Here is a 25,312-nt window from a genome sequence, read left to right as displayed (position 1 = left end):
ATCAATGCCGGTTTTGCGGCGACGGGGCAAAGCCCTCAGGCGAACAGACCTTGCCCCCCGGCCAGCCCCTCGCCGATGGCCGCCAGGTGAAAACCGCTGCCGCCCAGGGTCATCTCGTTGTGCCGCAGCCACAGGCAGTAGCGCCACAGGGGATAGTCGCGGTCGATGCCGGTACCGCCGTGCACATGCTGGGTGGCATAACTCACCCGGTGCCCGGTGTCGCCGGCCCACACCTTGGCGATGCGGGTCTCCAGCGCCGCGGCCTGCTCGTCGTGCAGCAGCGAGCAGGCCTGGTAGGTCGCCAGGCGCAGGCACTCCACGTCGATGTAACAGTTGGCCATGCGGTGCCCCACCGCCTGGAAGGTGGAAATCGGCACGCCAAACTGCTGGCGCTCGCCGGTATAGGAGGCGGCCATGCGCATGGCCGCGTCCGCCGCGCCGAGCTGGTGCGCGCAGAGCGCGGCGCACATGCGCTCCGCCAGCCACGCCATGGCCGCCGCGCCGCCGCGGCCCACCAGCACCTGCTCGGGCGGGACGCGCACATTGTCCAGTTGCAGGTGCGCCTGGGGCTCGAAACTGGTGGACTCGCAGGGCAGCAGCGTCACCCCCGCGCCGCGCGGATCCAACAACACCACCGCCACATCGTCACCGCCTTCCAGGGCCGCGGGCAGCAGCACCAGGTCCGCCTGGGCGGCAAAGGGCACCGCGCTCTTGCGGCCCCGCAGGCACAGCGTGTCGCCGTCCCGGCGCGCGGTCACGCACCGCGGTGCCCGCGACCAGTCGTTGCCCGTTTCGGTCAACGCCGCGGTGAGCAGGAGCTCTCCGGACACGGCCGCGGGCAGCCAGCGCGCCCGCTGCGCGGCACTGCCGAAGCGCTGCAGGGGCAGCATGCCGCCGACGCAGTGCTGGATCGCCGGCACCGGCGCGATGCCGCGCCCCACCTCCTCGATGAACAGCGCCAGCTCGAGAAAGCCGAAATCCATGCCGCCCCACTGGGCCGCCACCGCGACACCGGGCAGGCCAGCATCCAGCAGCGCGCGCCACAGGTCCTCGTCAAAGCGCGGCGCGGCGTATTCGTCGTAGGCTTGCAGGGACCGCGGGCTTACCTGCTCGCCGAGGATGCGGCGGGCCAGGTCGCGCACCTCCCGCTGCTCGTCGCTGAATCCAAAATCCATGACCTGCCCTCCCCGCTAGCGACTGGCGCGGGGCATCCACAGCCCCGCCGCCGATATGATGTCGCGCTGGATTTCGTTGGTGCCACCGCCGAAGGTGATGATGGAGGCGGCGCGATACAGGCGCTCCAGGCGGCGCGCGCTGTCGCAGCCATCGCCGTCGCGCAGCAGGCCCGCCTGGCCCACCACCTCGCCCAGCAAGCGGTAGAGTTCGATAAAGGCCTCGGAGCCGTAGACCTTGGCGGCGGAGGCGTCGGCCATCTCCAGCGTGCCCTCGGTCATTGCCCAGCTCTGTTTGTAGACGATCAGCTTCATGCACTCGATGAGCGCGCGGCAGCGGGCCAGGTTCAGCTGGACCCAGCCCTGGTCGATCACGCGGCCGCCGCCCGGCAGCGCGCTGTCCCGCGCCCAGCGCACCGTGGCGTTGAACAGCTCCGCCGAGGGGCCGAAATTGATCAGGCTCAGGCGCTCGCGGTTGAGCTGGCTGGTAATCAGCTTCCAGCCGCCGTGCAATTCGCCGACCCGGTGGTCGTCGGACACGCGGATGTTGTCGTAGAAGGTGGCGTTGGTGCGCACTCCCCCCAGGGTGTGCACCGGGGTGCAACTCCAGCCCGGATCGTTGTTGGGCACCAGGAACATGGAAATGCCCTTGTGCTTTTTCGGCGCCTCGGGATCGGTGCGCGCCGCCAGCCAGGTGTAGTCGCAAAAATGCGCCAGCGAGGTCCACATCTTCTGGCCGTTGATCACCCAGCCGTCGCCCTCGCGCACCGCCGCGGTCTTGAGGCTCGCCAGGTCGGTGCCGGCGCCGGGCTCGGAGTAGCCGATGGCGATCAGCAGTTCCCCGCGCAGGATCTTCGGCACGATTTCCCGCTGGATCCAGTCGTTGCCGTGCTCCGCCAGGATCGGGCCCACCGACTCGGTGGTGAGGAAGGGGAAGGGGTAGCCGGCGCGCATCACCTCCTCCACGAAGATGAACTGCTCCAGCGGGCTCAAACCGCGCCCGCCCAGGGCCTCGGGCCAGCCCAGGCCGATCCAGCCGTCGCGGCCCATGCGCGCCAGCGCCTCCCGCCACAGCGGCCCACCGCCCTCGCCCATGTCGCGCTCGCACTCGGCCGCCAGCGCCGGCGTCATTAATTCCCGGAAGTAGGCGCGCAGCTCGTCGCGCAGTGCCAGCTGCGCCGCCGTGAATTGCAGTTTCAAGGGACTCCCTCCTTCGCACCGTCACCCTGACACTATGCCCGATTGCCGGCACTTGTCAGCGCGCACTGCGGCCACCTGGACTGACAAAAGCGATCCCCGCGCCCTGTTATAAAAACTTCACGGGACCAACACAAGGCATTCGCCGCCCTGTCACAGTAATTCTATGCAATGGCTAGCTTTTCGGGGCACGCCCCTAACCGCCAAAAAGGAGCCATACTAATGACACACCACCGGGGAAGAACGTTTGCCAAGACACTACTGGGCAGTTTGATGACGGCCAGCCTGCTGAGCGCCTGCGGATCCGACTCCGGCGATGGCGACAACGCCGCCGGACAAAACCAGGCATTTGGCCTGCCCGGCCAGGAAAATGTGGACGCCACCGTCGACTCGCAACCAAAAACCGATCCCGCGGGCGAAACAGGGGTCGGCCCCAACCGGTCGCCCAATGGCTCCAACGACCGCTTCGACAGCTTCACCATCGGCCTGCTGCCGGACACCCAGGGCGGCACCGACGCCCAGGGCCAGGCCCACGTGTCGATCCACCCCATGGACGAGGTACTCAAGCACCAGCGCGCCGCCGGGGCGGACATGGTGATCGCCCTGGGCGACCTGACCGACAAGGGCTCCACCCTCGAATTCGCCGAGTGGCGTTCTGTCGCCGACCGGTATGCCGCCCAGGGCGTGGAGTTCCTGCCGGTGATGGGCAACCACGAAACCAGCTACGCCTACACCGTGGAATGGGTCGAGAACATGCGCGACTTCATCCCCGAGGACGCGGTGCACATGCCCGGCTACGAGTGGGTCAACTACTATGTGATCCGCGAGAACGTGCTGATCGTCGGCCTCGCCTACTACAACCTGCCCATCGCCTTCGAGTGGATCAAGCAGGTGGTCTACGAACACGAGGAGGACATCGACCACATCGTCGTGGCCAGCCACGACGGCCTGATCGGCGCCAAGTACGGCCAGACCCGCGAGCAGATCGTGGACGGCACCAAGGACGATGACTGGGTCTACCAGGTACAACCGCAGATACGCGAGTTCTTCGCCGATTACGACGTCATCTACGTCCAGGGCCACGAGCACCAGTACCAGCGCTCGCTGATCAGCGCGAAGACCACGCTGACCACCTACCCCTCCAGCTCCACACCCACCGGCGGCAATTACCGCATGGACGTCTACACCCAGATCATGGCCGGCAACGCCTCCTACAAGGGCTACGAGTTCCGCTACGGCGAGCGCGACCTGGTGCAGATGATTGTGTCCCAGAAGAATGCCACCCTGGATAAGGGCTCGAGCCATTTTGACGTCAATTCCTCGCTGCTGCGCTTTAACGGCCCGCGTGTGGACTACGCCGCCTACTTTGCCGAGCACACCGCCCGCAGCAACGCGCCGGAGGAAGATTTCGAGGCGGACTGGAAACTGATGGACCGCTTTTCCCGCACCACCGACCGCTGCGAGACCGTGGTCTACCCGGACTCCATCCCCGCCGACACCCGGCCGGTGATGGTGCTCCAGCCCGAGTACCTCAGCAACGTGTGTATCGGCCCCGACAAAAGCGAGGCGCGCCTGCTGGGCGGTCTCAACCGCACCTTCAACCGCACCGACACCCGCACCCGCGACATGGGCTACACCCCCGGCTTCTCCCGCGCGGAGACCCTCAACGACCTGGTGCGGCTGGCCTACCAGTGGATTTTCCAGTACCACGAGAGCTGGACACCCAACCTCAACGGCAACAACCGCGTGATACCGGATGTTGACGCCCAGGAGATGATCATTCCCGAGACCACCATCGACCTCAAGGAGCACGTGACCCTGAGCTGGCTGCCGGAGGACCGCGACACCGAGTCGGAAATCCTGATCGTCAGCGGCACCCAAAACCAGACCGGCGTGTACCAGGACGACTACGGCGTCATGAAGGACATCGAAGCGGAAACGGGCCTGGCGGGCTCCAGCGCCAGCGGCGAGGCCAAGCCGCCGGTGACCTTGCCGGACTACGCCACGCGCTCCTGGGATATCAGCGACGCGGTGGCCGACCCCTACGCGGTGCAGTTCACCTACGGCGGGCGATCACTGCGCCGCGACGCTACCCTCGCCGTGTACCTGGACCGCTGGCGCGCGGTGGCGCCGGCCGACTGCGTCGTGCAATCCGCCTGGGATGACAGCTACATCGACAACGCCCCGGAGCGCGCGGAAGGCTGCGAGGCCTACCCGATGGTGGGCTTCGACGCCGAGCACGGCAAGCGCTGGTGGGCCATCCTGCAACAGGACGCGCAGCTCGCCCTGGTCCGGGAGCGCAACCTGCGCTGACCCCACATGCCGCCGGGAAACACCCGGCGGCACTGTTGCTCTAGGTCGCCAGCCGCCGCAGGCCGGCGATCACCTCCCGCCACAGCGCATCCGGCGCCCGATAGGGAATGTACAGCGCCAGGCGGTCGGCGTAGCGACCGTAGCGCTCGTGCAACAGCTGTGGGATCTCCTGCGGCGCCCCCTCGGTCGCGAACCGCGCCAGAAATTCGTCGTCGATATACTCACCCAGGCGCTGCCACTCCCCGCGCTTGCTCAGGCGGTTCAATTCCTCCTGCAGCGCCCCCTTGCCGATGGCCTCCATCGGCGGGCGGTAGGCCGGGGTCGATGCGTAGAAGCCCAGCAGTTGCCGGACGCTGTCGCGGGCCGCGGCCCGTTCGGCGTCGGTGTCACCGGTAATCACCACGGCATTGATCTGCAGGGTGAAATCGGCGCGCCGCCGGCCGGATTTCGCCAGGCCGCGCTCCACCGCGGGCAGGGTGTGTTGCTCGATAAAGGACAGGTTGTTGAAGGGGTGGACAATCAAGCCGTCCGCCACCTCCCCCGCCACTTCGGTCATCCGCGGCCCCAGCGCACCGAGCAGTACAGGCGGAACGCCATAAGGGTTGGGACCGGGATTGAACATCGGCGTCATCAGGGTGTGGCGGTAGAAGCGCCCGCGGTAATCCAGCCGGCCACCGTGCTGCCAGCAATCGAAAATCGCCTTGAGGGCAAGGATGTAGTCGCGCATGCGCGGGGCGGGCGGATCGAAATTCACGCCGAAGCGCTTTTCGATGTGCGCGCGCACCTGGGAACCCAGGCCGAGCAGAAAACGGCCCCGGCTGAATCGCTGCAGATCCCAGGCCTGGTAGGCCAGGTGCAGGGGGTTGCGCGGGAAGGCCACGGCGATGCCGGTGGCGATATCCAGCCCCGGGGCATGCTCGCTGGCCAATACCAGGGGCAGGAAGGGGTCACTGCTGCCCTCCAGGGAGTAGATACCGTCGTAGCCCAGATCCGCCATGCGCCGCGCATCGGCGGCCGCGGTTTCCAGTGTACTGTAGAGTGGGCCGTCGATTTTCATGGTCTTGTGCCTCCGCTTGCCTTGTGCCCGACAGTATCCCGGCCGGGGCCGCGGGTATAGCGCCATACCCCCGCTCGGCAAGCCCGTACCGGCACGACAGAACGCTCTGGTTTACCATGCTGTACAGCGCGCGCCGTGACCCTGGGCGATAATTCGCCCAACCATCGCGGAGGAGCGCATCGTGAAAATCGGTATCTGCCTGCCCTACATGAAAGCGGGGCTGACCCGCGAGGATTACCTGGCCTGGTTCCGGCGCGTGGACGAGGGCCCCTTCCACAGCCTATCCTGCGGCGAGCGGGTGCACGGCCCCACCTACGACATGCGGGTGCTGCTGTCCGCGGCGGCGGTGGCCACCAGCCGCGTGAAGATCACCCCCACCCTCTACGTCCTGCCCATGCACCCGGCGGTGGCGGTGGCCAAGGAAGTGGCCACCATGGATATCCTCTCCGGTGGTCGCCTGGAGCAGGTCTGTGTGGGCTACGGCGGCCGCGAGCAGGACTACCGGGCGCTGCACCAGAACATGCGCGGCCGCTACCAGCGCATGGACCAGCAGGTGGAGGAGCTGCGCCGGGTCTGGGCCGGGGAGGAAATCATCCCCGGCGCCGGCGCCATCGGCCCCGCCCCCACCCGCTCCGGCGGGCCGCGGCTGCTGGCCGGGGCCCTGGGCCCCAAGAGCATCGCCCGCTGCGCGCGCTGGGCCGACGGCCTCTACGCCTGGTCCGGCAACGGCGAAACCGCGGAATTGCGCAACGCCTTCGAGCTCGCTGATGCGGCCTGGGCCGAGGCCGGCCGCGAACAGCGCCCCTACCGCCTGGGCGGTTTCTGGTTTTCGCTGGCCGACGGCGGCGCGGGCAAATTGCACGACTACGTCTACGACTACCTGGACATCGCCGGCCCGGAGATCGCCAGGGCCATGGCGGAATCGGTCCACCGCCACACCCCCGACGCGGTGCGCGAGGCCCTGGACAACGCCGAGGCGGCCGGTTGCGAGGAGGTATTCCTGGTCCCCGCCACCGCGGAGCTGGCGGAAATCGACCGGCTCAGCGAGCTGCTCGCCGCGCGCTGAAGCACCCCCGTCCGCCCGCGGTGGCGCTGTAGTAAATCTACAAAGCCGGCGACGGAATCGCCGGCGCCGCCCCGGGAACTTGTAGTATCACTACAAGTTGTTGATATTGAAACAATTTTATATAGCGGCAAATCTCCCTTGGGGCGGCGATAATCGCTATACTCGCCGGCTGTTCCAGCGCACCACTATCTTTTTAGCCCGGGAGAGACCATGGCCAAACGCGTATACCTGTTCAACGAAGGCAGCAAGGACGACCGCGAACTGCTCGGCGGCAAAGGCGCCAACCTCTGCGAGATGACCTCGCTGGGCCTCCCGGTGCCCTACGGCTTCATCATCACCACCCCCACCTGCCGCGAGTTCTTCGAGGCCGGCAACAAACTGCCCGCGCTGCTGGAACAGGAGTACCGGGTCGCCCTGGACCTGGTGGAGAAAAAGATGGGCGCGCGCTTCGGCGACCCCGAGAACCCCCTGTTGTTCTCGGTGCGCTCCGGCGCCCCGGTGTCGATGCCGGGGATGATGGACACCATTCTCAACCTGGGCCTCAACGACGAGATCGCCGAGGGCCTGGCGCGCAAGACCGACAACCCCCGCTTCGCCTACGACTGCTACCGGCGCTTTATCCAGATGTTCGCCAATGTGGTGCTGGAGGCCGACGGTGAACAGTTCGAACACGAGATCGAGCAGTACAAAGCCGCCCACGGCAAGCCCCTCGACACCGACATGACCGCCGAGGACTGGCAGGCCATTATCGCCACCTTCAAGACCCTGGTGAACTTCCCCGAGGACCCCTTCACCCAGCTGAAGATGGCGGTGGAAGCGGTGTTCCTGTCCTGGCACACGCCGCGGGCCTATGTGTACCGGGAAATGAACAACATCCCCGAAACCCTGGGCACCGCGGTGAACGTGCAGGCCATGGTCTACGGCAACTTCGGCGATGACTCCGGTTCCGGCGTGGCCTTCACCCGCAACCCCTCCACCGGCGAGAACGACTTCTTCGGCGAGTTCCTGTTCAACGCCGCCGGCGAGGACGTGGTGGCCGGCACCCGCACGCCGCAGCCCCTGGCGGCGCTGCAGCAGAAACTGCCGGAGGTGTACGACGAGCTGTACAAAACCCAGGCCCTGCTGGAGAAGCACTACCGCGACATGCAGGACCTCGAGTTTACCGTGCAGGAAGGGCGCTTCTACATGCTGCAGACCCGCAGCGGCAAGCGCACCGGCCGCGCCTCGGTGAAAATCGCCGTGGACATGGTCCGCGAGGGCATGATCACCGAGAGCGAGGCGCTGATGCGGGTGTCCCCCGAGCACGTCGAGGCCTTCCTGCACCCGATGGTGGACCCACAGGCCAAGACCGACATTGTCGCCACCGGCCTGCCCGCCAGTCCCGGCGGCGCCACCGGCAAGGTGGTGTTCTCCGCCGACGAGGCGGTACAGGTCGCCGCCGGGGGCGACCAGGTCATCCTGGTGCGCCGTGAAACCACCCCCGAGGACATCCACGGCATGAAGGTGGCCGAGGGCATCCTCACCGAACTCGGCGGCATGACATCCCACGCCGCGGTGGTCGCCCGGGGCATGGGCGTGTGCGCCATCACCGGTTGCGGCGCGCTGAAAATCAACTACGCCGAGGGCACCGCCACCACCACCGACGGCGTGGTGATCAAGCGCGGCGACGTCATCACCCTCGACGGCACCGCCGGCGACGTGATGCTCGGTGACATTCCCAAGACCGAGGCCAGTTCCTCGGACGACTTCCAGACCCTGCTGTCCTGGGCCGACAAGCACCGCCGCCTGAAAGTGCGGGCCAACGCCGAGACCCCCGAGGACGCCGCCAAGGCGCGCGAGCTCGGTGCCGAAGGCATCGGCCTGTGCCGCACCGAGCACATGTTCTTCGAGGCCGAGCGCATCGACCTGATGCGGGCCATGATCCTGTCCGAGAACAAGGCCGAGCGCCAGGGCTACCTCGACCAGCTGCTTAAATTCCAGCACGACGACATGCTGGCCCTGTTCAAGGTGATGGACGCTCTGCCGGTGACCGTGCGCCTGCTGGACCCGCCGCTGCACGAGTTCCTGCCCCACGACGACACTGAGATCGAGGCCCTGGCCGGGCGCATCGGCAAGCCGGCCGCCCGGATCCGCGAGATCTGCCAGGACCTGGCCGAGGTCAACCCGATGCTCGGTTTCCGCGGCTGCCGCCTGTCGGTGGTGTACCCGGAGATCACCGAGATGCAGGTCCGCGCCATCATCAGCGCGGCGGTGGACGCCATCGAGCAGGGCCTCAAGCCGCTGCCGGAAATCATGATTCCGCTGGTGGTCAACGTGCGCGAGATCCGCCTGATCTCCGATATTATCGACCGCGGCATCCAGGCCGTGCTGAAAGAAAAACATGTCTCGGTGCCCTACCGCATCGGCACCATGATGGAGACGCCCCGGGCCACCCTCGGCGCCGACCGCCTGGCCAACGAGGTCGAATTCATGAGCTTCGGCACCAACGACCTCACCCAGATGACCTACGGTTTCTCGCGCGACGACGCCGGCAAGTTCATTCCCCAGTACCTGGAGAAAAAACTGGTCGAGTCAGACCCCTTCGTGTCGCTGGACCAGCGCGCCGTGGGCCGGCTGATGGAAATGGCGGTCAACGAGAGCCGCGCGCGCAAGCCGGGCATCAAGTACGGCATCTGCGGCGAGCACGGCGGCGACCCCCGCTCCATCCAGTTCTGCCACGACCTGGGCCTGGACTACGTCTCCTGCAGCCCCTTCCGCGTGCCGGTGGCGCGCATCGCCGCGGCCCAGGCCAAGGTGAAGCGGGAACTGGGGGGCTGAGCGGTTTAAGCCACCGACATCGCTTGACCTGCATCAAGGGGCCGCGTTGCGCCGGCCCCTTGAGTCGGGGATACTGGTCGCACGCCGCAAGACAAGCCGGCAGCGCCGGCCAGCGATAACCCAGCAGGAGCAAATAATGACATCCGACCAATGGCAGGTATTCGATCTCGCCGAGATCAAGGACAAGTTCAAGGGCGACGCCGTTGAATACCTGGAATTCCTCAATGTCCCGGCCATGAATTGTGGCCTCTACTTCCTGCCCGCCGGCAGCAAGGACATGCAGTCCCACCACGATGACGACGAGGTCTACATGGTGCTGGAAGGCAAGGCGCGCATGCGCCTGGGGGACAAGGAGCGCGCGGTCGGACCCGGCTCGATTCTCTACGTCGGCGCCACCACCGAACACAGCTTTTTCGAGATCGACGAGGACATGACCCTGATGGTGATGTTCGCCAACACGCCCCCGCCCCGCTCGTGATTCACGCGCGCCGCCGGTGGCGGCGCGCACTCGTCACCGCCGCTGCCGCAGCGCGGCCAGGCGGAGTATCGCCAATACCGCAAGTAGCAGCACCCAGGGCTGATTGACCGGTATCGCCACCGCGCCCCCCGGCACGGATGGCGGCACCGCGGCCAGCACCGCGAGCCCCACCGGGTCCACCAGCCTGCCGTCCACGCCGGTACTGTCACCCAGCTGGCCATCCACCAGCTCGAAGCGGATACGCTGGCCGACGGCGTCGATGGTGGCGGGCATCGCGTACCACTGGTCCGCGCCGAAGGCCGGCGCCCGCGGCCCGAATTTGCGCACCGCCAGGTCGCCCGCTGAAAAATCCATGCCGGGCAGGTACAACACGACCTCGGACCGCGCGCACTCCAGGCTGAAATCCGCGAGGCCCTCGGGGTAGCTGTTGTCGCCATCGTCGACCGCGGCCACCATCGCGAAACGCTCCAGGCGACAGCCGGAGTCGAACTCCAGGGCCACCGGCGACCCCGTCACCGCACTCACCATGGCGGCCACGTTGCCCTGCAGGGCGTCGCGGATGCCGTCGCCGTTGACGTCGCCCAGGGGCCACTCCGCCGCCGTATCCAGGCCATCGCCATCGGAATCCGGGGAACCGGGTGTCGGGTCACCCACATCCACATCCTCTCCCGGCGCCAGGACGGCCAGGCGGAACAGGGAGTCCGGCGCCGCCGTCACCGGCGCGCCCTGTACGACATAGCTCAGGGAGTCAATGGGCATGGCGTAATCACCCGAGGCAAGGCCGGGGGAAACCGGGAATTCCAGCTCGAACACACAGTCCCCGCCAGGGGCCAGCGAGAGGTTCGACAACTGCAGTATCGTGCCGCTTGCGGCCATGCTGGAGCCGGCACCGCAAAAATCATCGGCAATCGGTGTCGGCGTTGGCAGGCCCGGCAGGTCGCTGTCGTAATCGAGGATCAACGCCAGTCCGGATATCGCCTCGGTGGGTGTGAGGTTGCGTACCGTCACCCGCACTTGCGCGGTCGCGCCGGGCGCCACCGGCAGCGGGGCGACCTGTTCCAGGGTCACCTCGGCCCCGGCGATAGCCAACTCGGCGCTGGCCGGGGCGCCGCCGGCAACACGCCCACGCACCTGCGCCATCGCCCGCAGGTCATCCACCGCCAGCGTGCCGTAAGCGGCGCCAGCGGGCAGCTGCAGCGGCAGGCGCAGGGTGCAACTCTCTCCCGGCGCCAGGGTGCCGCCCCCCAGGGTCACCACACCACTACTACCGTCGAGACTTGAACCGGCGCCACAGGCGTCGCTCTGCGGCAGCCCATTGGCCACCAGGCCGGGCTCGATGGCATTGAGATCGAGACTGAAGCCCACGTCCGCGTAACCCTCGTACTCGTCCTGGTCTATCCGTCCCGCCGCGGGGCCAGCGCCGAGCGTGGCCACCAGGTCCACGGTATCCCCGGGTAGCGCCGCAGCCGGTTCAAAGGCGAGTAGCAAACCGGGGCCGGCGACGATGTCCAGCGTATCCGTAAGTACCTTCACTTCCTGGTTGCCGTTGTACAACGCGCTAATCGTGCCCAGCTCCAGGGTGCCGGTACTTGCACTCTCCGGGATGCGCAGGTCCACCTCCACCTCGCAGCTGGCCGTGGGCAGCAATTGGTTCAATGCCACGGTGAGCCTGGTGTTGGTGAGATTGGGCACATAGGCCACCTGGGCGTCGCAATCGGTCCGGTGGCCGAGGTAGTCGACACTGTGCAGGGATTCCTGTATGGACAGCTCGTCGAGGTTTTCACTGCCGGAGGTATTGGTCAGGGTGTAGCGCAGCGTCACCTCGTCGCCGGCGACCACCACCGGTTCGAGAAAGGTCTTCTGCCACACCGGCCGGTCGGACAGGAACAGGGACGCCGCGGCGCTGTTGCCGGTGACGGGATTGCCGGCGACCGACGCGGACACCGCGGAACCCAGGCCATTGTAGCGGCCGCTCGCCAGGCCAGCGGGCACCTGCAGAGGAAGCTCGATGCGGCAGCTGCCGCCGGCGGGCAGGCCGCCCCCGACAAGTTGCAGCGTGGAGCCAGCGGTGAAACTTCCGCCGCAGCCCTGCACCGCCGGTTCCCCGACAGCGACCGACGCGCCGAACTGGGCGCCGAGATCGTAGGTAAAGCCCAAACCGCCGGCCGCGGCGCCGCGATCGGTGTTGCTCAAATCGAAGCTCAGGTAAACGGTTTCACCCGGCGCCGCGACAGAGGGATGGAAACCGGCCGAGATATGCAACGGCTGCGGCGCCACCGCGATACGCACGGAGGCGAAGCCGACCTCGACCGACGAAAAGCCCCCCGTCTGCAGCACCGGTGTGCTGATATCCACCTGTCCCGCGGTATCGAGCCTGGCTCCCACGGTAAAGCTGCAGGAGTCGCCGGCATTTACGGGGAATTCACCGATCAACCCGCCCACGTTCAGCGCACCCACGTTGACCGAATTCGCCGCTTCGTCCACCACCGGCAGCACACAGGCGGAGTCCAGATACCCCTCCGACGCCACGGTGACACCGTCCGGAAACGCGATGTCGAAATTGCGAAGCGTCGCGCCACCCGGGTTCAGAAGGTTATCGATGGTATAGGTCAGCTCCACCACCTCGCCACGGCTGGGATTGGCGGGGGTCACACTGCTGACGTAGAAACCCGGCTCGCCGGCATCCACGAAAAGATCGGCGGCGGCGCCAACGGCATAGCTGCCCTGGTCGCTGCTGAGGTTACCGAGGGCGTTGATATGCGTCCCCGGTACGGTGGACACCACATTGACCACCAACCGGCAGGATTGGCCGCCACCGAGGCGCCCGTCATCAAAACTGATCGCGGTGCCGCCAGCCTGGGCCGACACCCGGCCACCGCAATCGTTGCCGCCAAGCGGCACCGCCGCCAGGCTCACATTGGCCGGCAAAGTGTTGTCGAAGGCGATACCCGTCTGCGCGATACCCGAGGCATTGGTCAAACGGTATTCAAGCCTGGCCGTGGAACCCGGCCCTATGGCAATTGGTGCAAAGCTCTGCGCCAGTTCCAGCGCCATCGACGGCAGCGCACCCATCAGCGACGCCAGGACGACGCTCCGTGTCACGATAGTTTTCATGATAAACCCGCTCCGGCGGCTACTGCCGCGCTTCCAGCCGGGCTTTCAGTGCGTCAATCTGCGCCTGCTGGCGCAAAGTGTAGAGCGTAAGCTCCTCTACTTTTTCCAGCAGCTGCACCTGGAACTGCGTCATGTTGAGCCCGTTTGCGCCCACTTCCGCGGCCGCCGGAATCCCGGGGAGATGCCCCTCGCGCGCAATATATTGCTGCAACTGCGGCAGCGGCATGAGGCGGTAGTCGGCGGCGAATACGTAATCGGGGAAGGTGCTGGCCGGGGTGCCCGCCACCAGGTTGCCGCTAATGGTGACATTGCCGTTGTTGTCAATGCCGAGCAGGTCGGCACCGTCGCGCGCGATGCGCAAACCGTCCTCGTTGGCGCTGATATCCCAGGCGACGCCGGGGAAGCCCTGCGAGCCGTCCTGCTCCAGGCGGATGGCGGCGGTGTTGCCGCTGACCAGGTGCAGGTTGCGCTGCGGGGCATCGGTTCCCAGCCCCACTTTACCGGCGTTATTGACGAACAGGCTGTATTGCGGCGCACCGCCGATCAGGGTGAGGATTTCATTGCCGCCGGTGACGTCCTCGATGGTGAAATGGTCGCGGCCACCGCTGTTGCTGTCATTGGCCACCAGGCGCCAGTCGCGGGTGGGGAAAGACGGGGAGTTACTGGTGTCCTGGAACAGCAACCGGAGGTTGTTTTCCTTGAGCTTGACGGTGTCGAAGTCAAATACCTCGCCATTGACGCAATCAGTACCCACGCAGGCACTGCCGTCGACAACAAGGTCATCGAGAATCTGCTGGTCGGCCTGCGCGCCCTGCACCAGCAACAGCCCCGCCAGGCAGCCCGCCGTCAATCGCATTGCCCCAAACATAAAGCGCCCCTTGTATTATTAACAAAATCGTGAAAAGCCCAGTGCGCCGCGATTTTATCCCAGGCGTATGGCAACGCATACAACAATCCGCGTTTATCTACCACATTTTCCAACAGCGGACGGGACTTCCCGGCGGGCGGGAATCACAGCGGTGAATGCGCACTATAAGCCGCCCTCGCTTAAGCTTCCCGCCAAAAACTGCTAGGGTGGCGCGTCCCTTTGATGCCCTCCGGAGTACGCACATGACCGGCAGTTTCTACCCCCCGCAACGCACCCTGATGGGCCCGGGCCCCTCCGACGTCCCGCCGCGGGTGCTGGGCGCCCTGGCGCGCCCCACCATCGGCCACCTCGACCCACAATTCGTGGCCCTGATGGACGAGACCAAGGCCCTGCTGCAATACGCCTTCCAGACCGACAATGCCCTCACCCTGCCGGTGTCCGCACCCGGCTCCGCGGGCATGGAGGCCTGTTTTGTCAACCTGGTCTCCCCCGGCGACACGGTGATCGTGTGCCGCAACGGCGTGTTTGGCGGCCGCATGCAGGAGAACGTGGAGCGCTGCGGCGCCACCGCGATCCTGGTGGACGATGACTGGGGCAGCGCGGTGAGCGTGGACAAGGTGGCGGCCGCCTTCGCCGCGCACCCGGAGGCCTCGGCCCTCGCCTTCGTGCACGCCGAAACCTCCACCGGCGCGTACAGTGACGTGGCGGCCCTGTGCGCGCTGGCCCGCGAGCACGGCGCCCTGTCCATCGTCGACACCGTCACCTCCCTGGGCGGCATCGAGCTGCGGGTGGACGACTGGGGCGCCGACGCGGTGTACGCCGGCACCCAGAAGTGCCTGTCCTGCGTGCCCGGCATCGCGCCGGTCACCTTCAGCCCGGCGGCGGTGGAGCGCATCCAGGCCCGCGAACACAAGGTGCAGAGCTGGTTCCTGGATATGCAGCTGGTGATGGGTTACTGGGGCGGCGAGAGCAAGCGCAGCTACCACCACACCGCGCCGGTCAATGCCCTCTACGCGCTGCACGAGTCGCTGCTGATGCTCAAGGAAGAAACCCTGGAGGCGGCCTGGGCGCGGCACGCCTTCAACCACCGCGCCCTGGTGGCGGGACTGGAGGCCATGGGCCTGTCGCTGGCGGTGGACGCCGAATGCCGCCTGCCCCAGCTCAACGCCGTGCGCATCCCCGAGGGCGTGGACGACGCCGCGGTGCGCGCCGCCCTGCTCCGGGACTTCGACCTGGAGATCGGCGCCGGCCTCGGCGCGCTGGCCGGCAAGACCTGGCGCATCGGCCTGATGGGCCACAGCAGCCGCCGCCGCAACGTCATGACCTGCCTGGCGGCGCTGGAGTCGGTGCTATCGACCCAGGGCGCCGCGATCAATACCGGCGTCGCGCTAGCCGCCGCCGAGGCGGTATTCGCCGGCTGAGGACGCCGGCCCGGTGAGCATCGCCCACAGGGCGCCGGCACTATTGCCGGCGCCATCGCGGTGGGTGATGTAATTCGCATGCACCCTCGCCCCCGCCGCCGGATCGAGTTCGATACTCCACAGCGGGGCGATCTCGTTCGGCAGCAATGAATAGCGGATGTCGATCACCCGGTTCGGGTACCGCGGGTCCCGGGCCACGTAGCCGTTGCTGAACCAGCGGAAACGCTGCACGTCGCGCGCCTGCTGCGAGTCTCGATCGAGCCAGGGCAAATCCCGTGCCGCGTCGAGCCGGGCCACCGAGTCACCGGGGTAAACCGCCGGCCAGGGGCCGCTGCGCACCGCGTCCACGTAGAAACGATCCCCGGTCTCGTACACCACTTTCCACAGCAGGATATTGCCGAAGCTCGGCTTGGCCTCCAGGCGCAGGGGCGCGTGCCCACGGGCGGCGGCCAGCTCCCGCCCCAGCTCCACCGCCTGGTGATGCTGCCACTGCCCCAGCAGCAGATAGCCCAGGGCCCAGGCCAGGGCGCAGCGCGCCAGGGCCGGGCGCCGCCGCAAACCCGCCAGCAACACCAGGGCGAGCACCGGCACGGTGAACAGCGGGTCGATGATCGACACGGTATTCCAGGCCACCCGCGCGTCGGAGAAAGGCCAGAACAGCATGGTGCCGTAGGTGGTGCAGGCGTCCAGCAGGGCGTGGGTGGCGTAGCCGAGGGTGCAGAACATCGCGCTGCGGGCGAAGGAAAAACCCCGGTGCCTGCCGATCAGGCCGTGCAGCACCAGGGCGCACAGCAGCCCCCCCACGGGAATGAACACCAGCGCGTGGGTAAACTGGCGGTGGTACTCGAGAAACAGCAGCGGGTCGGTGCTAGAGCGGATCAGCACGTCGAGATCCGCCGCCATGCCGGCGAAGAAGCCCAGCAGGCCGGCCCCCGCCGCCTCCCGGGCGCGGCCCGTTGACTGGGGCAGCGAGGCCCCGAGCACACCCTGGGTCAGTGGATCCATGCTTTTCCTGTATATCGCGGTTACCAGACATGATTAAACTACAAAAATGGCGCCCGGGACGCTACCTTATTGCCCGCGGCCGCGGGGTGAACGGATACCGGCCGCGACGGTCCAAACAGCCAGCCCGGTCATAACGGGTGCGACGGGGCCGCGCCTGCCGATTCAAGCAAGCCCGCCGCCTTCATATCAGTACAAGGAACAAGACCCATGGGAATGATACGTAACACCGCGCTGGCCGCCGCCGGCATACTGGCCCTCAGCGCCTGTACCACCAACCCCTATACCGGCGAGCGCCAGGCCAGCAAGGCCGCCACCTACGGCGGCGGCGCCGCCGCCGTGTGCGCCCTGGTGGGCGCCATCGAGTCCGGCAAGCGGGCCCGCAACGCGGCCCTGGGCTGCGGCATCGTCGGTGCCGGCGTGGGCGCCTACATGGACGTGCAGGAAGCCAAACTGCGCGAGCAACTGCAGGGCACCGGCGTGCAAGTGGTGCGCGAGGGCGACAACCTGCGCCTGGTGATGCCCGGCAACATCACCTTCGAGACCGACGCCTACAACCTGCGCTCCAGCTTCTACCCGGTCCTGAACTCCGTCGGCGAGGTGCTGGCCAAGTACGCCGACACCACCCTGCGGGTCTCGGGCCACACCGACAGCACTGGCAGCCGCAGCTACAACCAGACCCTGTCGAAGCAGCGCGCCGGCAGCGTCGCCGACTACCTGGCCACCCGCGGCGTGGACCGTTCGCGCATGATGGTCGAGGGCCTGGGGCCGGACCAGCCAATCGCCGACAACGCCAGCACCGCGGGGCGCTCCCAGAACCGTCGGGTGGAGCTCTACATCCTGCCCAAATCGGCGTAGGCCGACGCGCTCAGTCGATGTCGAAGCTGTAGTAGAGATCGACTGAGCTCTCCAGCCGGCTCACCACCTCGAGCCACAAGCGCGTCTGCAGATACAGGCGCGCGGTGAGCACATTGACCGGTTCGTACAGGCCCACCCCGTAGGACAGGTAGATGCGTTCCCCCAGGTAACCGCTGACCGTGGCCGCGGTGTCGTCCTCCACGGTCTCGGCGCCGAACTCCACGTTGCTCAACCCCGGCAGCCGGTTCAGTTCCTCCACCACCGCGCTGCGGTTGACGATGCCAGTGCCCAGTGACAGCGCCATCGCGGTGCCGTCGCCGCCGGCATCCAGGCCGCGGCCGCGCACCAGGTAGGACAGCGCCTCGGGTTGCGACATCGGCGGATCGGTGTAGATCTCCAGCTGTGGCACTTCCAGCGTACCGGTGACGCGGACCCCCGCGGTCACCTGTTCCAGCGGAATTTCGCGCTGGGCGCGCAGGTCGAGCTCGGGATTTTCCGGTACCCCGGCAAAGGAGACCCTGCCCTGCTTGATCGCCAGGTGCTGGCCGTAGGCGCGGAACTCGCCGCCGACCACATTCAGGTTGCCGTACAGCTGCAGCGGCCGCCCCGGCTGCTGTTGCAGTTGCAGGTCGCCGCCGACCCGCGCGTCGAGACCGCTGCCGACCACGCGGAACGCGTCGTTGATGACCACCCGCACATCCATGCTGGTGTCGAAGGGCTGCGACTGCTCGATCACATTGCCGGCATAATCCACCTGCACCACATCGCGGGACAGGTCGACACTACCGGCGGGCAGCTCGGCCTGGGCCACCTCGCCCTCCTCTACCCGGATGGTGCCGCCCAGGTGGACCCGGTCCGGTCCCGCCTCGACACGGATATCGGGCGTCACCACCACCTCCACGCTGGGCGGATACACCAGGTGGTTGCGCTGGCCGCGCAGGGTCAGCTCCAGCGCCCAGTCCGGCCGCGCCAGCAGTTCGCCGCGCAACTGGATAGGACCGCCGCCCATCTCGCCGTCGCCGCTCAGGGCGAGGTCGTCGCCGCGCAGATCCAGGTCGAGCTTGAGCGCGGTGATTTCGGTGGGGCTGCTGTGCACCGCCAGCGCGCCCTGGCGCCACCGCAGTTTGCCGAGAGCAAGGGGGTCAGCGCCGGTTCCCGCCAGTTCCACCTCCCCCGCCAGGGTGCCCTCCAGTCGCGCCAGGGCCGGCACGAAGGAACGCAGGGCCGCCAGCTGCAGGTCGTCTACGGTCGCGTGGCCCGCCAGGGGCGCGGCCCGGTCCGTGGGCAGCACGGCCAGCAGGTCGACCACGGTGCGCCCCCCGCGCCGCAGCTGCGCCGCCAGCTCGGTGCCGCCGTCGGTGGAATGGACACTCGAGGACAGGCCGTCCCAGCCCCAGGTGGCCTCCTGGCCCTCGGCGAGTTGCTGGCGGATGAGCCCGGCGCCGGTGTCCAGCTCGCCGTCGAGCTGGAGATTGCCGGCGCTGTCCCAGGTTGCGCGCAGCGCCCCGTCCATATCGCCCTCCAGCTCGACACCCGCAACGGCGAAGGTGGACAACAGCCCGAGGTCGGTCGCCAGTGCCAGCCGCACCCGCCCCGACGCGCCGAAATCCCCCTCTTCGAGGCACAGCCTGCGCTCGCCGGAACGCCAGCAGTGCGCCGCCACCGAAAGGGTGTCGCCGCGCCAGTCAAAACCGGCGGCCTCGGCCAACGCCCACTCGCCCAGCGGGGTTTGCAGCGCCGCCGGGCGCAGGCTGCCACGCCACCCGTCGCCCTCGCGCCGCGCGGCGAGCTGTAGCTCTCCGGTGATATCACCGCGGATGTCCAGGCGCCCACTGCGGTGTTCGCCGTTGCCCTCCAGATCCAGGGCCAGGTGCTGTAAACGCAATTGCTCGTGACGCGCGCCCGAGGCCACCAGGCCCAGCTGGAAGCGGTCGGGCGCGCCGGGGGCGATGCGGCCCTCGACGGTGGCGCCCCGCAACTGCCACGCCTGCCAGTGGGCATCCTCGAGCTCGCCCTGGAAACGCAGGTCGGCGTCCGGGCCGGCGAATTCCGCATTGACGGCCAGCTGGCCGCCGCTGTCTCGCTGCCAGCGCCCCAGGTCGGCAACATCCAGGCTGAGCCGGGCGCCCTGCCCTCCCGGCAAACCGCGTACTTCGCCGCGGGCGCCATTGAGATCGAAGCGCAGATCACCGCCGGCGACATAGCGCGCGCTATCGAGGGCGAGCGCGCCATCGGCGCTGGCGGGCAGGCCGTTGACCTCGCCCTCCAGGGACAGCTGTGACAGGTCCACGGCCCAGCGCGCGTCCGCGAACTCCGCTTCCAGCGCCAATTCGCCGCGCACCTGGCCAAACAGATATTCGCTGAACGCCGGCAACACCAGGCCCGGGCTGGATACCTGCAGCGAGGCCCGTGTGGCCTGGCCCAGCGCCACCGCGCCACTGGCGAACAGGGCGCTGCCACCGTCCGCCTCGCGCAGCGCCAGGCGGTGGAGTTGCACGGTGCCGGCGCGGTGCTCGGCGTCCACGGACACCGCCAGCGCCTCGTAGCCCAGCCCCGTCACCGACAGGCCGGCCCGCAGCGTCTGCGCGTCCAGCGTACCATCGGCGCTGAGGGTCAGGGGCGCTTCCAGCGTGACTGGGGGCGCCTCATCCGGCAGAGTTACCAGGTCCGCCAGGGGCAGTGCCCGCGGCCAGTCGACACGCCCCTCGGCGGAAAAAGGTAGCGCCGGATCCAGGGTATCCAGCCGGGCGCGCAGATCCAGCTGCCGCGCGCCGTCGCTGCGCAATTCCAGTGCCAGGCGCGACAGGTCCCCGCTGGCGCTCAACGCCAGGGCGCCCAGGTCCAGGGCCGGCGGTACCCGCGCCGCCGCCGGGACCCAGCGCAGGCCGGCGGCCAGTGGCCACTGCCCGGCGAATTCCAGCTGCCCTTCCAGCGTCGCCTCGCCCCAGGCGCCGTCCTCGAGCCGCAGGCGCGGCAGCTCCAGCCGGGTGCCCTGCCAGCGCCCGGCGAGGACAACCCGCTCCAGCTCGCCGCCGGCACCGGCCACGTCCCAGCCGGCTTGCAACAGCACCAGCTCGTCCACCGCCAACTCGAAGGGCAGCCACAGCTCCGGCAGCGCCAGCGGCGCCGGATCCGGGTCCGCTTCGCCCGTGGACGCCAGCGCCAGGCGCGCGTCGCGGATACTGCCGCCGCCGATGTAGATGCCGCCCTCGGTGATTTGCAGTGAAAACGCGGCGGGGCCCTGGGTCCAGCCGCCACCGTCCCAGCGCACCGCCGTTTGCGCCACCATTACCTGTGGCGCCAGCACGCGTACCGGAAACACCAGGGGCACGTTTTGGACGCCACCCGGATCGGGATCGGGATCGCCCTCGCCCGCGGGCACATCGACCTCCAGGGCGTCCACCTGCAGCCGGCGCAGGCAAACTTCGCTGCGCCACAGGCAGGCCGGATTGAGGTCGGCCCTCAATCCGCGCAGCGCCACCGTGACGTCGCCGGCGGCGATGGACAGGTGCTCGAGTTCGAACGCGCCGAACAACCGGCCGCCGCCATAGCTGACCTCCAGCGGCGTATGCCGGGCCACCGTGTCGAGCAGCAGGCGGCTGCCGCGCTCGCTCAGGGGCAGCGTCGCCAGCAGGCCCAGCAACACCAGCAGCGCGAGCAGTACGATACCGGCCAGCCGTCTCAAAATTCCGCCCCGATATTGATGTGCAGCATCCAGGAGGGGTCGTCCTCGCTGACACTGTTGGCGACCTCCAGTTTCACCGCGCCCACCGGGGTGAGATAGTGCAGGCCCACCCCCACGCCGTAGTTGGCTTTGAAGTGGCCGTCATCGAATGCGTCGCCGGCGTCGACGAAAACCGCTCCGCGCCAGTTGTCGAGGAAGCGGTACTGGTATTCCAGGCTGCCCAGCAGCAGGCGGTCGCCGCCCACCACCAGGGTGCGGGACTCGCCATTGGGGCGGGTCACGGTCACCTCGTGGCCGATGCTCTGGTAATCGTACCCGCGCAGGCTCTGGGAACCGCCGGCGAAAAAGTTGAGCGAGGGCGCCAGCGCGTCGCGCTGGCTGCCGGACATGTACACCGCGCCGGCTTCGACACGGCCCACGAAACGGTGACGCTCCGCCATGCTGGTCACCCCCACCAGTTTGGCGTAGACGCGCAGCAGGCTGGCGTCGGAGCCCGCCTGTTCGCTAGCGCCTTCCACCTGGTAATACTGGCTGAGACCGGCGCGTGGATTGACCAGGCTGCCCTGCCGGGACTTGTGCGATACGCTGAACCCCGGCAGCAGGTAAGTGTCCTCCCGGTCCCGCGACCCCGGGCGGTTGCGCTCTTCCAATACACTGCTCTGGGGCCCCCAGGCCTCGTTGAGCGCGCGCAGCGAAAAGCCGTAGACATAGCCGTTGCGACGCAACTCCCGACGCACGCCGACCTCCTGCTGGTCGCTCTCCAGGTCGCCGAATTCGTTCTGCTCCAGCCGCGCGCGCAGCTGCAGCACGTCGTCGAGGGGATGGGTCAGGGGGATGTTGTAGGTGACCTTGCCGCTGGGGTTGATCACCGAGTACTCCAGCCGGGTTTCCTGGCTGTGACCGTGGCGATTGATGCGCGGCGTGCGCCACACCATCGACACCCGCTCCTCGGTGTCGGTGCTGTAGCCAACTCCCACCTCGAAGCTGTGCCGCTTGGCGGGAAACAGTTCCAGGTCGAGGGGCACCTCGCCGTTGTCGGCCTCGTCCAGGCGCGGCTGTACCAGCACGCCGCTGAAATAGCCGGTGCGTTGCAGTTGCGACTGGAACTCCTGCAAGCTGGCGAGTTGAAAGGGATCGCCCCGACGGAAGGGCTGGAGGGCTTCCAGCTGCTCGGTGAACAGGCTCTGTTCGTCATAACGCAGCGCCCCAAAGCGGTAACGCTGGCCGCTGTTATAGTGCAGCTGGAGTTCCGCCCGGTTCGCCGCCGCTTCCACGGCCACCCGGCCGGTTTCAATGCGCGCGTCGAAGTAGCCGCGGCGCTGCCCCAGTGAGAGCAGGGAGGTTTTCATCGCCTCGTACTGGCCGTGGTGCAATATGTCACCCGCTTTCAGCGGCAGGCCCTCGAGCAGCTGGTCGAAGGCCGGGTCGTCCGCGGCTTCGCCGATCACCTGTACGTCGAACCGGGCGATCCGCACCGGCTCGCCGGCGTCCACCCGGATTTCCAGGCGCCAGGGCACGGCCTGCCGATCCAGCTCGAAATCAATCTCGGGGTGGTAATAGCCCAGAGCCTGCAGGCCCTCCTCGACCCGCTCGCGGGCCGCGACCAGGAAGCTGGCGCGCTCCGCCTCGCTCTGGGGGGCGGTACCCAGCCAGGCCTCGACGTTGCGACGCAGGGGCTTGTCCAGCCCCGTCAGCCGGTAGCTCAGGGTCTCGGCGCCCAGCGCGCCCGCGGACAGGGCCAGCCACGCGCAGAGGACGAGCCCGCCCCTCATCGATGTGAACAGCATCGAGGTCAACTTCAATGTCGCGGACCGCTACTTGCCACGTCCCCTGCGGTGCCGGCCAGCGGCGGGTTGTCATGCGTGCGAAAAACCAAGCGGAGGCACTCCCTGTTGTCGGCACCGGATTATAGCCAGTTGCCCGCGACGGGCATACGCTATAGTAAGGCCTGGACACAGGCCCATGTAAGCAGAGTCTACCGATGTTTGAAGCCCTTGAGACCGGCAAGTTCCTGAGCGACAAAGAGTTCGAGCGGCGCGGGGCCCCCCTGCGCCAGCAGCTGCTGAAAACCCAGTTCGAACTGGCCGCTCGCGACCTGCCGGTCATCGTGGTGGTGGCCGGTGTCGACGGCGCCGGCAAGGGGCGCCTGGTGCACCGGCTCAATGTGTGGATGGACCCGCGGGGCATCGAGACCAACGCCCTGTGGATGCACTCCGACGAGGAGGAGTCGCGGCCCTACTTCTGGCGCTTCTGGCGCAAGCTGCCGCCGCGCGGCGAGATCGGCGTATTCCTGGGCTCCTGGTACACCCGGGCACTGCGCACCGCCCTCGACAAACAACCCGACAGCGAGTGGCGCGCCCACTATCTCAAGCAGGTAAACGATTTCGAGCGCATGCTCATTGACGACGGCTACCGCATCGTCAAGCTGTGGCTGCACGTCGGCCGCGAGACCCAGCGCCAGCAGCTGACCGAGGAGGCGCCCCAGAAGCAACAGAACCCCCGGGTCGGCGCCGACGACAAGCTGTGGTGGAAAGCCTATCCCAAGGTCCTGCAGGTGGCCCAGGACATCATCCTGCAGACCGACACCGGCGGCGCGCCCTGGCACCTGCTGGAGGCGGAGGATCGCAACTACCGGGAAGTCGCCGCCGGCGAAGCGCTGTTGCAAGCCATGCGCGACCACCTGCAGCGGCCCGGGGTGGATCGTCGCAGCAGTGGCACCGTCGACCCCACACCGGTACCGGCCGACGCGCGGCAGCCGCGGGTACTGGACACTGTCGACTGCACGGCCAGCCTGTCGAAGGACAAGTACCGCAAGAAGCTGAACAAGTACCAGGCGCGACTGCAGGACCTTAGCTGGCGGGCGCACCGCGAGCGGCGCTCCTTCATCGCCGTATTCGAGGGCTGGGACGCCGCGGGCAAGGGTTCGGCGATCCGCCGCGTCACCGGCGCCATCGACCCCCGGCTGTACCACCTGGTGCAATACGCAGCCCCCACCGACGAAGAGCGCGCCCACCACTACCTGTGGCGCTTCTGGCGCAATATCGAGCGCGATGGCCGCGCCACCCTGTTCGATCGCTCCTGGTACGGCCGGGTGCTGGTGGAGCGGGTGGAGGAACTGGCCAGCCCCGGGGAGTGGCAGCGGGCCTACAACGAGATCAACCTGTTCGAGGAGCAACTGGTGGAGCACGGCGTGGTATTGGCCAAGTTCTGGATCCATATCACCCCCGAAGAACAGTTGCGGCGCTTCCACGAGCGCGAGCAGACGCCGCACAAGCAGTACAAGATCACTCCCGAGGACTGGCGCAACCGCGATAAATGGCACGACTACGAGCGCGCGGTGGAGGACATGGTCGCCCACACCAGCACCCGCCACGCACCCTGGACCCTGGTGGCCGGCAACGACAAGCGCCACGCCCGGATCCAGATCCTGAAAACACTCTGCAAGGCCCTCGATGCGGCGCTATAATGCGGCGCTTTCCCAGCAACTGCGGACAAGGACTCCATGAAACTCCACATCATCACCACCGGCGGCACCATCGACAAAATCTACTTCGACGCCAAGAGCGACTACCAGGTGGGCGATCCGGTAATCGGCGAGCTGCTAACCCGCCTGGGCGCCGGATTCGAGTTCAGCGTGGAGTCGGCGATGCGCAAGGACAGCCTCGACATGACGGATGCCGACCGGGCGAAGATCCGCGAACTCGCCGAGAGTTGCAGCGAGGACTGCGTGCTGATCACCCACGGCACCGACGGCATGGTGGCCACTGCCCGGGCGCTGGCCGGCATTCCCGGAAAGCGTATCGTGCTCACCGGCGCGCTGCAGCCGGCGGCGTTCGCCGAGAGCGACGCGGTATTCAACATCGGCTGCGCCATTGGCGCCGTGCAGAGCAAGGCGCAGGGCGTCTACATCGCGATGAACGGCCTGGTGTTTGACGCCGATCGCGTGGTCAAGAACGTCGAGGCCAACCGCTTCGAGGCGACCGATCGGGCCGAATGAATTCGGCCCTACGGGGCGCTGGCTTCGCGGGATTGGCCGAATGAATTCGGCCCTACAGGGAGGGGCTGGCTTCGGGGTTGGCCGGATGAATTCGGCCCTATAGGGAGGGGCTGGCTTCGGGGTTGGCCGAGTAAACATCTGCGTTCTAAGAACGCAGACTTGCTTTTAGCCCCCTATAAGGGGGCTGTGAAGCCAGCCTTCTTAGAAGGCTGGCCCAAGTTGTGCCATCTTCAGATTATCGACGTAAGTCCATACGGACTTGTTTCT

Annotated in this window: 16 protein-coding genes; 8 read left to right on the top strand and 8 right to left on the bottom strand. The window is 67.5% G+C overall.

Features of this window, described 5'->3' with window-relative positions; translation table 11 throughout:
- Window positions 1-35: 35 nt before the first annotated feature.
- Both JYP50_RS18775 and JYP50_RS18770 read right to left on the bottom strand, forming a co-directional pair.
- A complete protein-coding gene (locus JYP50_RS18775; protein ID WP_206562101.1) occupies window positions 36-1,175 on the bottom strand; it encodes an acyl-CoA dehydrogenase family protein in 1,140 nt (379 codons plus the stop codon).
- A 15-nt stretch (window positions 1,176-1,190) separates the two neighbouring features.
- Window positions 1,191-2,372 carry an acyl-CoA dehydrogenase family protein gene (locus JYP50_RS18770; protein ID WP_206562100.1) on the bottom strand — a complete coding sequence of 394 codons (1,182 nt, stop codon included), beginning with the start codon at window positions 2,370-2,372 and terminating at the stop codon, window positions 1,191-1,193.
- A gap of 219 nt (window positions 2,373-2,591) precedes the next feature.
- Here JYP50_RS18770 and JYP50_RS18765 point away from each other — a divergent pair, with 219 nt between their 5' ends.
- Window positions 2,592-4,682 (top strand): metallophosphoesterase family protein, encoded by a 2,091-nt coding sequence (locus JYP50_RS18765; RefSeq protein ID WP_241263323.1) that lies wholly within the window; start codon window positions 2,592-2,594, stop codon window positions 4,680-4,682.
- Window positions 4,683-4,722: 40 nt separating this feature from the next.
- Here the strand turns inward: JYP50_RS18765 and JYP50_RS18760 are convergent, their stop codons facing one another.
- Window positions 4,723-5,739, bottom strand: a complete 1,017-nt coding sequence (locus tag JYP50_RS18760; RefSeq protein WP_206562099.1) for a TIGR03617 family F420-dependent LLM class oxidoreductase — start codon at window positions 5,737-5,739, stop codon at window positions 4,723-4,725.
- Between the two features lie 181 nt (window positions 5,740-5,920).
- On the opposite strand from JYP50_RS18760, the gene JYP50_RS18755 reads away from it, so the two are divergent.
- From JYP50_RS18755 to JYP50_RS18745, 3 genes are all read left to right on the top strand, one after another.
- Entirely contained in the window at window positions 5,921-6,805 is an 885-nt protein-coding gene (locus tag JYP50_RS18755; RefSeq protein ID WP_347136850.1) for an LLM class flavin-dependent oxidoreductase, read from the top strand.
- Window positions 6,806-7,015: 210 nt separating this feature from the next.
- Window positions 7,016-9,622: a pyruvate, phosphate dikinase gene (gene ppdK / locus JYP50_RS18750; RefSeq protein WP_206562098.1), complete on the top strand. Its 2,607-nt coding sequence runs from the start codon at window positions 7,016-7,018 to the stop codon at window positions 9,620-9,622.
- A gap of 136 nt (window positions 9,623-9,758) precedes the next feature.
- Window positions 9,759-10,100: a cupin domain-containing protein gene (locus tag JYP50_RS18745; protein ID WP_206562097.1), complete on the top strand. Its 342-nt coding sequence runs from the start codon at window positions 9,759-9,761 to the stop codon at window positions 10,098-10,100.
- 33 nt (window positions 10,101-10,133) lie between these two features.
- Here JYP50_RS18745 and JYP50_RS18740 read toward each other — a convergent pair whose 3' ends face one another.
- On the bottom strand, window positions 10,134-13,214 hold the full coding sequence (locus JYP50_RS18740; protein WP_206562096.1) for a hypothetical protein: 3,081 nt from the start codon (window positions 13,212-13,214) through the stop codon (window positions 10,134-10,136).
- 19 nt (window positions 13,215-13,233) lie between these two features.
- A complete protein-coding gene (locus JYP50_RS18735) occupies window positions 13,234-14,082 on the bottom strand; it encodes a hypothetical protein (protein WP_206562095.1) in 849 nt (282 codons plus the stop codon).
- A gap of 242 nt (window positions 14,083-14,324) precedes the next feature.
- Here JYP50_RS18735 and JYP50_RS18730 point away from each other — a divergent pair, with 242 nt between their 5' ends.
- The gene (locus tag JYP50_RS18730; RefSeq protein ID WP_206562094.1) at window positions 14,325-15,503 is read left to right on the top strand and encodes a pyridoxal-phosphate-dependent aminotransferase family protein; all 1,179 of its coding nucleotides are present in this window, start codon (window positions 14,325-14,327) and stop codon (window positions 15,501-15,503) included.
- Here the strand turns inward: JYP50_RS18730 and JYP50_RS18725 are convergent.
- Window positions 15,471-16,508 (bottom strand): metal-dependent hydrolase, encoded by a 1,038-nt coding sequence (locus JYP50_RS18725; RefSeq protein ID WP_206562093.1) that lies wholly within the window; start codon window positions 16,506-16,508, stop codon window positions 15,471-15,473. The genes JYP50_RS18730 and JYP50_RS18725 overlap by 33 nt on opposite strands.
- Window positions 16,509-16,721: 213 nt before the next feature.
- Here JYP50_RS18725 and JYP50_RS18720 point away from each other — a divergent pair, with 213 nt between their 5' ends.
- The gene (locus tag JYP50_RS18720; protein ID WP_431311306.1) at window positions 16,722-17,363 is read left to right on the top strand and encodes an OmpA family protein; all 642 of its coding nucleotides are present in this window, start codon (window positions 16,722-16,724) and stop codon (window positions 17,361-17,363) included.
- Window positions 17,364-17,373: 10 nt separating this feature from the next.
- On the opposite strand, the gene JYP50_RS18715 is transcribed toward JYP50_RS18720, so the two are convergent.
- Together JYP50_RS18715 and JYP50_RS18710 are read right to left on the bottom strand one after the other, a co-directional pair.
- A complete protein-coding gene (locus JYP50_RS18715) occupies window positions 17,374-21,048 on the bottom strand; it encodes a translocation/assembly module TamB domain-containing protein (protein ID WP_206562091.1) in 3,675 nt (1,224 codons plus the stop codon).
- Entirely contained in the window at window positions 21,045-22,850 is a 1,806-nt protein-coding gene (locus JYP50_RS18710; protein WP_206562090.1) for an autotransporter assembly complex protein TamA, read from the bottom strand. The genes JYP50_RS18715 and JYP50_RS18710 overlap by 4 nt, the downstream gene beginning before the upstream one ends.
- A gap of 179 nt (window positions 22,851-23,029) precedes the next feature.
- Between JYP50_RS18710 and pap the strand changes: the two genes are divergently transcribed.
- Together pap and JYP50_RS18700 are read left to right on the top strand one after the other, a co-directional pair.
- Window positions 23,030-24,514, top strand: coding sequence for a polyphosphate:AMP phosphotransferase (pap, locus tag JYP50_RS18705; RefSeq protein ID WP_206562089.1), 1,485 nt, complete (start codon window positions 23,030-23,032; stop codon window positions 24,512-24,514).
- 36 nt (window positions 24,515-24,550) lie between these two features.
- Window positions 24,551-25,045, top strand: a complete 495-nt coding sequence (locus tag JYP50_RS18700; protein ID WP_206562088.1) for an asparaginase domain-containing protein — start codon at window positions 24,551-24,553, stop codon at window positions 25,043-25,045.
- The last annotated feature ends 267 nt before the right edge of the window (window positions 25,046-25,312 follow it).

Source organism: Parahaliea mediterranea, assembly GCF_017255185.1.
GTDB lineage: Bacteria > Pseudomonadota > Gammaproteobacteria > Pseudomonadales > Halieaceae > JAFKCZ01.
This window is presented reverse-complemented; position numbering and strand designations above follow the sequence as displayed.

Coding starts and splice junctions, on each gene's coding strand:
- JYP50_RS18720 (WP_431311306.1), top strand. CDS start 16,722: ATGATACGTAACACCGCGCTGGCCGCCGCCGGCATACTGGCCCTCAGC.
- pap (WP_206562089.1), top strand. CDS start 23,030: ATGTTTGAAGCCCTTGAGACCGGCAAGTTCCTGAGCGACAAAGAGTTC.
- JYP50_RS18740 (WP_206562096.1), bottom strand. CDS start 13,214: ATGAAAACTATCGTGACACGGAGCGTCGTCCTGGCGTCGCTGATGGGT.
- JYP50_RS18730 (WP_206562094.1), top strand. CDS start 14,325: ATGACCGGCAGTTTCTACCCCCCGCAACGCACCCTGATGGGCCCGGGC.
- JYP50_RS18775 (WP_206562101.1), bottom strand. CDS start 1,175: ATGGATTTTGGATTCAGCGACGAGCAGCGGGAGGTGCGCGACCTGGCC.
- ppdK (WP_206562098.1), top strand. CDS start 7,016: ATGGCCAAACGCGTATACCTGTTCAACGAAGGCAGCAAGGACGACCGC.
- JYP50_RS18725 (WP_206562093.1), bottom strand. CDS start 16,508: ATGGATCCACTGACCCAGGGTGTGCTCGGGGCCTCGCTGCCCCAGTCA.
- JYP50_RS18765 (WP_241263323.1), top strand. CDS start 2,592: ATGACACACCACCGGGGAAGAACGTTTGCCAAGACACTACTGGGCAGT.
- JYP50_RS18735 (WP_206562095.1), bottom strand. CDS start 14,082: ATGTTTGGGGCAATGCGATTGACGGCGGGCTGCCTGGCGGGGCTGTTG.
- JYP50_RS18700 (WP_206562088.1), top strand. CDS start 24,551: ATGAAACTCCACATCATCACCACCGGCGGCACCATCGACAAAATCTAC.
- JYP50_RS18760 (WP_206562099.1), bottom strand. CDS start 5,739: ATGAAAATCGACGGCCCACTCTACAGTACACTGGAAACCGCGGCCGCC.
- JYP50_RS18745 (WP_206562097.1), top strand. CDS start 9,759: ATGACATCCGACCAATGGCAGGTATTCGATCTCGCCGAGATCAAGGAC.